The sequence below is a fragment of the Hydrocoleum sp. CS-953 genome, from assembly GCF_002260545.1.
Lineage (GTDB): Bacteria > Cyanobacteriota > Cyanobacteriia > Cyanobacteriales > Microcoleaceae > Trichodesmium.
Genome location: NZ_LGSU01001340.1, coordinates 1 through 10,340, shown reverse-complemented (window position 1 = coordinate 10,340; position 10,340 = coordinate 1). Strand labels below are relative to the sequence as shown.

At 33.8% G+C, this 10,340-nt stretch carries 2 protein-coding genes and 3 pseudogenes; 3 read left to right on the top strand and 2 right to left on the bottom strand.

Features of this window, described 5'->3' with window-relative positions:
• The first annotated feature begins 398 nt into the window (after window positions 1–398).
• From AFK68_RS25160 to AFK68_RS39730, 3 genes and pseudogenes are all read left to right on the top strand, one after another.
• A complete protein-coding gene (locus tag AFK68_RS25160; protein ID WP_094676048.1) occupies window positions 399–2,528 on the top strand; it encodes a sulfotransferase in 2,130 nt (709 codons plus the stop codon).
• An 89-nt stretch (window positions 2,529–2,617) separates the two neighbouring features.
• A pseudogene (locus AFK68_RS46420) lies at window positions 2,618–4,212 on the top strand (FkbM family methyltransferase); the annotation flags it as partial.
• Between the two features lie 79 nt (window positions 4,213–4,291).
• A pseudogene (locus tag AFK68_RS39730) lies at window positions 4,292–5,737 on the top strand (FkbM family methyltransferase); the annotation flags it as partial.
• 2,563 nt (window positions 5,738–8,300) lie between these two features.
• On the opposite strand, the gene AFK68_RS25145 reads toward AFK68_RS39730, so the two are convergent.
• Both AFK68_RS25145 and AFK68_RS37325 read right to left on the bottom strand, forming a co-directional pair.
• Window positions 8,301–9,311, bottom strand: coding sequence for an STELLO glycosyltransferase family protein (locus AFK68_RS25145; RefSeq protein ID WP_094676042.1), 1,011 nt, complete (start codon window positions 9,309–9,311; stop codon window positions 8,301–8,303).
• A gap of 62 nt (window positions 9,312–9,373) precedes the next feature.
• Window positions 9,374–10,340 (bottom strand): annotated as a pseudogene (locus AFK68_RS37325) (hypothetical protein); the annotation flags it as partial.

Below are 10,340 nucleotides of genomic sequence, written 5' to 3'. Positions count from 1 at the left end.
AAACAAACGAATTTTGTACCTCATCAGTATGGGAATTTCTATAAATAATATCATGTGCGCTGGTATGGTCGCGTCGTGTAAAAGTTGGGAAAATATTTACCTTATCTAAGGTTTTTCCTTTACTGAAAAATAAAGGTTTAAACCCTCTAACTCGCCGTGGAGAAACAAGAAAAAATTTTCCTGTTCTTCAATCCTCTACCTAAAAGGAAGAGGTAATTATCAATTATCAATTATCAATTATTGAATTATTCCTTCTTCCTTACCTTATCACTTGCAATACCCATGCTACCAGACATGATATTATCCATTATTAGGAGACTCTTTAAACCTTTGGGAATTAATTAGAAATCATCAATTTGTAAATACTAATCTTAAGTAAGACATAATCAAAATCTACTATGATGCAAAAAACAGAAAAATCAACTCTAATTATTAGCAGTATGCACCGTTCAGGAAGTTCCTTAACAGCTTCTATCCTCCAAAGCGCAGGTTTGCATATTGGTCGAAAATTAATGGAGGGAACAGACTACAATACTAAAGGATATTTGGAAAATCTAGACTTCTATGAATTTCATAAACAAGTATTACAATCCCAAGGTATAGATGGGGATGGGTGGACTTTACAAGAAAAAATATATATAGAAGAAAATTTTCAAGAAAAAGCTAAAGAAATTATCGCCAAAAATTCAATAAGTGGCAGTTGGGGATGGAAAGAACCCCGCACAACTTTGTTCCTAGATTTTTGGGCAGAACTGCTACCAAATGCCAAATTTATATTAATTTATCGTTCTCCTTGGGAAGTAGTTGACTCTCTATATTCTTGGCAAGATGAAATATTTAAAAGTCAACCAGAACTAGCAGTAAAATCATGGTTACACTACAATCAAAAAATTATTGATTTTTATAATCATGCCGCTAATAATTGCCTGTTAATAAATATTCAGACAATAATTAGTAACCAAGAAGCATTTATTGAAAAAATCAATCAAAAATTTAAGACAAACTTGAATAATCCGGCTGTAAATGTTTACGACCCATCATTATTTAATAATCGAGTATCAACAGAAAGTCATAGACCTACTATTATAGATTATTACTTTCCTGAAGCTATAGAAATGTATCAGGAATTAGAAGCAAGAGCATGGAATCCAGAGGATGAAATACCAGATTTTTCCTGGCAGGAATTAATTAAATCATCTCCCTATAGAATTTGGGCGTTTCAAGATTGGATGAATTTATCTAATTTAGAAAAACAAAATAAAATTCTACTAGCAGAACTAGAAAAATATAAAAATCAATACGAACAAAGTCAGTTAGAACTAACCGAAGCCAAGTCTAAGTTAATAGAAACAGGAGATGAGTTAGAAAAAAATGTTACTCAACTCGATGCCACAGAAACAAAATTGTTAGAATCTCAAAAACAACTCCAAAACACAGAAAAAATATTAGAAGAAACACAGGATAAACTTGAAAAACTTCAAGAGATTGAAACACAATTTGAACAAACAGAAAATGAACTGGCTACAGCTAAATCTCAGTTAAATCAAACTCAAACTGAACTAAGAGAATGTCAGTCAACACTAGAGGAGACAGAAAGTGAATTAAAAAAATCTCAAGAGACAGAAAAAGGATTTATACAAATCAAATCTCAGCTAAATCAAACCCAAGCAGAATTAGGACAATATCAGTCACAACTACATCAAACTCAAGAAGAATTAGAACAATTTATATATAAACTTCAACAAACAGAGTCATTACATCAAAAATCTCAATCTCAGTTAGAGAAAACAGCAGAATTATTGGAGAAATCCAATTTGGAAAATAAACAAACTAAAGTAGAATTAGGACAAACAAAACAGAATTTATATGAAAGTGCAAATAAATTACTAACTTATAAATATCAACTACATCAGACTCAGGAAGAGTGGGAAAAATCACAGTATCAGTTTCAGGAGACAGAAAAATTAATACAAGAATCTCACTCTCAATTACAACAAACAAAAGCCTTATTAACAGAGTTTCAAACTCAACTACATCAAACTGATGAAGAACGGGAAAATAAGCAAATGCAACTACAAGAAACTCAAGCAGTATTGCAAGAAGTTCAGACTCAATGGCGGAAGACAGAAGTATTATTGCAACAGTCTCAATCTCAACAACAAAACTTGCAGAAAGAATTAGTAAAAACTAAGTCAGAATTAGAAAAATTACAATATCAGCAAGCTATTTTGAGCAATTCAAAATCAGAGGGTAAAACAGAATATAAATTGTTAATATGGGAAGCATGGTATGCTTATCAAAATAATAATTTAGCAGAGATGCAAGAGCGCCTTCAGAAGTCTTTGAAATATACAGAAAATTCTCGGACAGAAATAGTAATGGATTGGTTAGATAGTTTTGCTAATTTCTCTCAGACAAAAGGTATAGAGTTTGATAGTGAAAAACTGACAAATTCTGAAGAATGGCAGAAGTTAATGAAGCGGACAATGAAAATACAGAATAAAGTTTTGGTAGGTAGTGATAAATAAATGGATATATGATGGAGGATTTAATTAAAAGAAATTAAAAGTAATAGTAATTGCCGAAAATCAAAAATTTTGTTGATGGAGATTTATAAATGAAAGTAGAAAAATGTTGTCAAGCGTTGTTGGAAAACTTATTGCCTGTTATCGACCCAAAAAAAGAAGGTTTTTGTATCGATATTGGTGTAGGAACATTTGCATTTTATTGTCAGCAGTTTGCACAACAAGGATTTAAAACAATAGCTGTCGAGCCACTTCCAGTGAAAGAACTAACAGAAGTTTGTAAACAACATAAAATAACCTTAATAGAGAGTTGCTGCTCTGATGTAAGTGGTTGGCAAACTTTGCATATTGGTGTAAATAAACAATTAGATTTTAATTCCATAATGTCAGATTGGTGGGGAATTTCATCAGAAACAAAAAAGGTAAAATCTAAAACTTTGCATGAAATATTAGCAGAAGCAAATGTGCCAAAAATTACTTGTATTAAAATTGATATTGAAGGAGCAGAATCATTAGTTATATCCCAGTTTTTAGAATTATCAGAATCACTTTTACCCCAGGTAGTAATGTTTGAATATGGCGGCGGATCTATTAAAGGAAGTGGTAAAGGAGGATGGTTGCCAAAATATGTAGAAGCAACCCAAAAATGCTTGAGTGTTTTAAAAAAATGTGACTACGATTTCAGTATTATTATTGATGGAAATAATGCAGTAAATGAATCAATTTTTAACTTACAATCTTGTGATATAGATGCAGATACAATATTCAATTCTCAAGCTAAATGGGGAAATATTATTACTTTTCGTGATTGGAAGTATACCACTGCTGAAATAGCTAAAATTTGTAGACCATATCGTTCTAATCAGAATCAAATAAATCCTGTTAATTCATCTACTAATTCTCGGCTAAATAAACCAAATTCAAGTATTTCCTTAAAAAACAATGGAGAAAGTCACGTTATTGCCAAATTTATTAAACCTAATCATATAGTTTTTGATGTAGGTGCTGCGACTGGGGAATGGAGTCAGGAAGTTTTGGCTCATCATCCCAATCCTGAAATACATCTATTTGAACCACGGTTACAAGGATATAGAAATTTAATTCAAAACCTATCTACAGAAATTCAGTCAGGAAAAATTATTCCCAATAATTTTGCTTTAGGAAAATCTGAAGAAATCAAGACTTTTTATGATTATGAAAATAACCCTAGATTAAGTACATTCTATAGAAGAGTTAATGTCGAAAAGCAGCAGAAATTTCAACCTCCTAGAGAATTTCCTATCTTGACTACTACTATAGATAGTTATTGTCGGCGTCTAGGAATTAACAGAATTAATTTTATTAAAATAGATGTAGAGGGTAGCGAATTGGATGTGATTCAGGGCTGCGATAAGTTATTGAAACAGGGAAAAATTGATTACATTCAATTTGAGTATGGTGGAACTTATGTTGATTCTCAAACAACCTTAAAACAAGCTTTTGATTATTTGCAAAGTTGCCGATATTTAATGTTTAAGATTTTGGCAGATAAACTAGAGTATATACCTCAATTTTTGCCGGAATATGAGAATTTTAGATACAGCAACTTTTTAGCAGTAAATGAGCGATTTAGAGTGCAAATGTTAGGCAAGAAAAAAATTTTAATGTTAGACATTAAAGAATTGTGTCAACAGCATTCTATTACTCCNATACCTCAATTTTTGCCGGAATATGAGAATTTTAGATACAGCAACTTTTTAGCAGTAAATGAGCGATTTAGAGTGCAAATGTTAGGCAAGAAAAAAATTTTAATGTTAGACATTAAAGAATTGTGTCAACAGCATTCTATTACTCCCCGTGGTGTGGTAAATATTGGGGCATATATGGGACAAGAACTGGCACAATATCAAGCAATGAATGTCAAAAAAGTCTTGTTCATTGAAGCTAATCCAGTTGTGTCTGAACGGTTGCAAAAACAAGTAACTGATTTGCCTCATGTACAAGTAATTAATTGTGCGATTAGTAATCGTAATGGAGCCGTTGATTTACACGTTACTTCCAATGAACAAAGCAGTTCTATTTTGCCACTGAAAGGTCATAGTAATATTTATCCTAATGTTAAAGAAACTCATCAAGTTAAAGTACCCGCAAAAACACTTGATACCTTGCTACAAGAGTTAGGAATTCAGCCAGAAGAATACAATTTTTTAAATATTGATATTCAAGGTGCAGAATTATTAGCTTTGCAGGGAGCTACCAATCTACTAAAATATGTTGATGCAATAAACACAGAAGTTAACTATGAAGAACTTTATGAAGGATGTGCATTAATTGACGAAATTGATGAATTTCTGGAGCAACATGGCTTTGAGCGAGTTGCAACTAAAACACCACATCCTAGTTGGGGAGATGCTTTCTATGTGAGAAAACCAGTTGTTACTTTTTCCCAGCTTGGTAAATATGGTCGTTTTGGCAATCAAATATATCAGTATGCTTTCTTGAAAACCTACGCCCATAAACACAACTTGCGTGCTGAAACTCCTAATTGGATCGGGCGGTATCTTTTTGGTCGTAACGATCCACCAATTTCTCATTGGCGAAATTTGCCACGAGTTACAGAAATATTAGATCGAGCAACTGGTCGCCGCTCTATACCAGATCCAGAGAAACCATTCAAGAACGTTGAATTCTTTGGTTTTTTTCAATTCCATTCTCGATACTATGCTCCTGAGAAAGAATATTTTCAGTCGTTGTTTCAACCAGTTGGGGAAGTAGCATCAAAAATGACAGCAGCTATGAATCAACTGCGGAGTCGAGGCAAAACAATAGTTGGCTTACATTTGCGTTGGGGAGACTATAAATATTTGATGGGAGAAAAACGTCCTGATGTTACATACGTTTATATGGCTCCTAATCAATGGTACAAAGATTGGTTGGCTAGTTTCTGGGAAACCTTGGAGGAACCTGTTTTATTTATCGCTAGTGATGAAATTGAAGCAGTTGTTGATGATTTTGCAGATTACAATCCAATTACAGTTAAAGATTTGGGTGTTGAGTTGCCTAAAGCTCCTTACTATCCAGATTTTTACATCTTGAGTCAATGCGATATATTAGCTATATCAAATAGCTCATTTTCCTTTACAGCATCCATGTTAAATAAAGGAGGAAAATTCTTTTTCCGTCCTAATTTTCAAGCCCAGAAATTAATCCCTTACGATCCCTGGAATAGCGAANATCCAATTACAGTTAAAGATTTGGGTGTTGAGTTGCCTAAAGCTCCTTACTATCCAGATTTTTACATCTTGAGTCAATGCGATATATTAGCTATATCAAATAGCTCATTTTCCTTTACAGCATCCATGTTAAATAAAGGAGGAAAATTCTTTTTCCGTCCTAATTTTCAAGCCCAGAAATTAATCCCTTACGATCCCTGGAATAGCGAACCTACTTTGCGGTATCATCAAGATGATATTGAAATGGAAGAGCTTCTAGCTGACCAAGATATCATAGAAATTATTGATGTTGTCAAAAATGTTAAAACTGCATCTGAATATTTAGAGGGATTTGAGATCGATAAACCAATCAAAGGCACTAAAACAAGTTCTCTAGCTTGGGTATTAGGTTGGGTATTAGGAAAAACTGCTCCTGTAAAGTTTGTGGAATTAGTTAGTTGTGGGGAAGTATTTCAGAAGATTCCTCTGGACTGTAAAAGACCTGATATAGCAAAAGATTATCCAAGTTATGGCAAAACTGCTAGAAACTCTGGCTTTAAAAAAATGATAGACTTTAGTCAGCTCCCTACCGAGTATGAGTTAACTTTACAAGCCGTACTACAGGATGAAACCCGTGTTCCTATGGCAGTAGTTAAGTTATCGAAAATAAGCTCTCAAAAGAGTGAACTACCATCCCATCTACAAGAATCTCAGCAAGTTCTTGAACAATTAAAGTCTCGCCTAAAACAGATAAAATTAGAACAAAATAACTAATTATCATGTCCGGTTGAATAGTTATGATTAAACCTTGTAGTAAAGCTCTAGCCCTATCTACAGTTCGGGCTAGAGCTTTACTACAAACAAAAACTTTTTTATCACTGATTATCCGGACATAATATAATTCATTTTCAGGAAGATTGTTTGAAACAATTGGGTTGAGGATAAAGTAAGTTATCCATTATTATAATTAACTAATTGAGGACTCACGCATAAGATACAAAAAATTAGGATTTTAGATTGCTATCCGTTCCGGACTGCTCCGCAAACCCTATCCGTCGCAATGACGAAAATACGTTGTACTGTGTAAGTCCTATAATTTTTAGATTTTGATTTGAACGAGACCTTGAGAATATTTGCAGTAATTGAGGAGAAATAAATTAATGGCATCAACAATAGAAACAGAACTAGAAGAATTTAAGAGTAAGTGGCAAAAAGCTCAACAGGAGTTGGAGCAAACTAAGTCCGAGTTGCATGATGTGAGGGAAGAGTTGGAGCGATCGCAATCTCAGTTAGATGAGGTATTAGGAGAGTTGGAGCAAACCCATTTTGAGTTACATCAGTTAAAAGAAAAGGGAGAGCAACAGCAGTCGGAGTCAGACTCAGAAGTTAAGCAGGAGTTGNTGGAGCAAACCCATTTTGAGTTACATCAGTTAAAAGAAAAGGGAGAGCAACAGCAGTCGGAGTCAGACTCAGAAGTTAAGCAGGAGTTGGATAAAACTAAGTCTAAGTTGCAGGAGACTGAGCAATTGTTGGAGCAGTCGCAGTCGCAGTTAGATGAGACGATGGGAGTATTGGAAGAGTATCAGTCTCAGATGGAAAAGACGATGGGGATATTGGAGGAGTCGCAAGGGAAGTTGCAGCAGAAACAGGAAGAGTTGGAGCAAGTTAAGGCAGAGTTAGCACAGAAGCAGTCGGGATCTGAGTCGGAATTGCAGAAAGAGTTGGATAAAACTAAGTCTCAGTTGTGGGAGACTGAGGGGTTATTGGAGCAATATCAGTCTCAGTTAGAAGAGACGATGGCAACATTGGAAGAGTATTTGTCTCAACTAGATAGTAATCATAAAGAGTTAGAACAAACTAAATTTGAGTTACACCAAGTTCAACAGACTGCAAAAAGACAGCCATCTGGTTTTCAATTAACATCAGAAAAGTTAGCGCAAACAAAATCTCAAATTAATCAAATACTAACTGGGTTAAACCAACTTCTTGAACCATTGCAATTAAAATTGGAATTATCGCCAGACAAACCTCAAACTCCTGTAGACAATTGACATACTCCCGACGTTGCCCTTACGGGACAACGCGGGATTCTTCAGTCTGGGAAACCCTGACCGCTGCGCGTGACAGAGGTGATGTCCTCCCCCTGTATATTGAGCTTGATTATAACAAAATGTACCTAGTTAGTCAAGGCTATAGGAACGTTTAGCTTANCTTATGAAGGTATCCGAATCTTGGCCCTGGCTTTCCCATACGACGCTAAAGGTGCGGGAGAGCGCGGGACTTCCCGCCAGGAAAGTTAAATATTTTCCTGCATATCTACTGAAATCTATCATATCATCTCCAAAGTCACAGGATTTGAAAACTAAGATTAGACTCAAGCTCCTCCTAAGCTAATGTATAATTCTGAGAAATTAGGATTAATCTTAATTGTCTGGGAATTAAGAGGCGATCGCCTTAATTAAATAAAAAAATTATCACAGCTTACCTGACACTCATCAATAAATTTATCAGGACTTACGAAAAATATCTAATCGTAAACCATCTGTAAGGGCGAATAGCTATTCGCCCTTACTAGATATGGGGGTTATGCGTAAGTCCTGTTTATATCTTTTAACCAAGCTTCTAGTAAATCACCCTCTTTTGGTGGAAATATTTCATTTTCAATTAGAGCATCGTAGCATTTTCTGAGGTTATCTAATATTTCATTTTTTCCCGTTTTTAGTTTAACCTCAGATAATAATTTTGCTATTTTTTCATTGTGGAGATAACCAGGAATCTCTTGTTCAAAATCTTGCATAAGATTATGAATATTACGTTCTTGATAAACAGTTGGACTGTGAAATAAAATCCGCCAACCATTTTCCCAGCAAATTCTTTGAGCTATAAAACTTCGCCATATATCTGTCATTCTAAATGAACAGTATGCAGGTAAATACATAAGTGGATAAGCATCGGGAAACCAATATGTATTTTGACTATTGAAGGGACACCAACTATCTTTACCTAATGCTAGGTTTACATTATCTCTAAAGTCTTGAGGTAAAGGTAAAATCAATCTATAAATTGCATCAACATCGGGATTTTTGTGAGCTAGTCCTTGTTGAATTGTACATTCTGATAAAGATTCAGATAATTCTCCATAAGGAGGTACTGGGTGATTAATTTTGTCTAATGGTAATCCTCTCGGCCATATTGGTGCTTCTGAAAAATATTTATAGATATTTATCCAACCTGCATTGTCGATAATTTTACATTTAATTTCTAAAGATTTTTCTTGCCAAAAACTATCTAGAGGGAAATTGTCATCATCAGTTTCTACTATTTGTTCTGCTCCTTTTTGTATTGCTAATAAATAGCCGATGTTTTTTCTAGCGTAATGTTTAGTTGGGCATAGTTTGGCATATTCTAATCCTGTGGCTATTTGAGCATTAATATCATAATATTGAGAACCTTCTAAAAAAAAGTCAGTTGGTGTTTTTGTATCACCTATGATTATGAAATCCCAGTGGGATAACTGACAGCCTACTGCCAATTCTCGTAAAACTTTATTGGGTACTGAAATTGTCGTGACAACTAATATTGTTTTAGATTGCATCTATCTATAATTTTATTTATTCAAAGTTCGTGAGCAACAACCATAATCTCTTCTACCTATTTTTAGTTTTTGTCTTCAGCCATTAGCTTTTCCTGTTCAATTTTTTTGAGAATCTTAAATATTTTTCGATATATAATTTGCCAATCAACTTGATAATTTTTATAGGCTCCTTTCTGTGATTGTTTAGTTTCTTGGTGATTCAAAAAAACTGGCTCAATACCAGATTCTTTCACTTCCGACCAAAAACATTTTTGTCCCAAATGAGCGCGATCGCCATGAGCTACACCTGGTTTATCGCTTAACCATGATGTTATTACTAATCCAGAACCTACTACTGCAATATAAGTATCAATATAATTAGCCCAAACTATACTTTCATATAATTGAATTTTTAAAGTAGTATTATAAAAACTTACCTTTGATTTAGTTTGTTCGATTATACTTTTTACACAATCACTAGCATCTGGAGTCCCATCAAACACAACCCCCATATTTAAATGAGAAAATTCATTGGTCAATTTATCGATGATTTTGGCATAATTTTTATCCTGATCCATCCAAACCTTGTTATGAGTTCTAACATTTATCCAAAGTAGTAAATCATTATTTTCTTTGGCTTTTTTCACTTCTTCTATAAACTCTTGAGAACATAGATTATATGCAGCTTGATAAATTCTACTACCTATACTTTGTTTAATGAAAGCATCTGTTATTCTCAGGCAGAAAAAATTATTTTTCAGCATAAACCTAAATGGCTCTTCCCAGGACATTCCTGACATATTTAAGATTTTATTTTCCGGAATTTCTGGAAAAATAGATAATAAATTTAGGTATTGATTATCACCACCACAAAAATAATCTATTTTTTCTAATAAACTCTGTTCGTACAAGTAGTATATACCTGTAATATCTTGCCAGAAAAAATGCCCCAAGTTTGAGATAGTACCATATAGTTCTACTAATGACCTATTAAAATTTACTAGATAATTTTGGACATATTTCCAATTAGTAACTACATAACTTTTAAAT

Coding starts and splice junctions, on each gene's coding strand:
- AFK68_RS25160 (WP_094676048.1), top strand. CDS start 399: ATGATGCAAAAAACAGAAAAATCAACTCTAATTATTAGCAGTATGCAC.
- AFK68_RS25145 (WP_094676042.1), bottom strand. CDS start 9,311: ATGCAATCTAAAACAATATTAGTTGTCACGACAATTTCAGTACCCAAT.